The following is a 1031-nucleotide window of genomic DNA, read 5'->3' on the forward strand; positions in this document are numbered from 1 at the left end:
GTTTTTCTCTCTCATATTCTATAAAAAAGCTAGGCTTTAAATCTCCCAAAAATACTTTTTTAAATATATTTTATTTTGCCTCATTAATTAATGAAAACAACACAATTTGACTTAGAGCCATTAAAAAAAGAGGAAGAGAATACTCTTCCTCTTCTCCGAAGAATAATTAAGCTTCTAACTTTTATTCATTCTCTTTTCTTTTTTTATAACCGAGTAGTCCCAATGCACTCAATAAAACAACTCCCCCACTAATAGTAATCATGTTATTACTTGATTCCGATTCACCGGTTTTAGGTAATTCTTTAGATGCTATTTGTGAAGGCAAACCAACACCACTCTTTAATTCTTGTTGAGGACTTGGAGTAATCTTGTTATTTTCTCCTGATGGTACATATTCTGTATTACTAGGAGAAACAACGGCAGTCGTTGCTTCGCTTGTATTACCTGATTTATCAGTGACTGTGACAATAACTTTATCACCCGCTTCTAAGCTAGGAACTTTTACTTTAAAGATTCCTTTATCATCAGAAGAACCAGAATACTCACTTCCATTTGGTAGCTTAACTGTTACATCAATATTTGGTTCCGTTTTACCCGTTACTTCAGTATCTCCTGGCTTAATAGGATCCACTTCAGGTTTATCAGGTGCAACTGTATCCACAACTTCTACAGGTACTTTAACTTGATCTTTCGATCCATCCGGATACGTGACTTCAATTGTTCCTTGATATTTTCCTAGTGTTGTAGTATCAATTTCCCCATCAGGAGTAATATCAGTCACTTTCGTTCCCTTAGGTAGTTCTGGTAAATTTGTAACATTATCCGTTAAGTCTACTTTTTCTCCAACTTCTACTTTTTCTCCAACTACTTTCGGCGTATACTTATCTGCCTCACTTTGTTGAACCTTATAACTTGCTGTATAGGTTGCTGAGGCTGTATAGCTTTCTGGTAATGCTGGGGTCCATCCACTATGAACTTTGCCTTCCGGTGCTACCACTTCTGGTACCGTTACCTCTTTGGCTGTTGTTCCA

General features: G+C 36.4%; 1 protein-coding gene. It reads right to left on the bottom strand.

Translation table 11 applies throughout. From position 1 onward, the window contains the following. Positions 1 to 181 precede the first annotated feature (181 nt). Positions 182 to 1031, bottom strand: an 850-nt coding sequence (locus A5883_RS11860; RefSeq protein WP_176323985.1) for a Rib/alpha-like domain-containing protein, incomplete at its 5' end; no start/stop codon positions are given.

Source organism: Enterococcus sp. 5B3_DIV0040, from assembly GCF_002140755.1.
In the GTDB taxonomy this organism is placed as follows: domain Bacteria; phylum Bacillota; class Bacilli; order Lactobacillales; family Enterococcaceae; genus Enterococcus_D; species Enterococcus_D casseliflavus.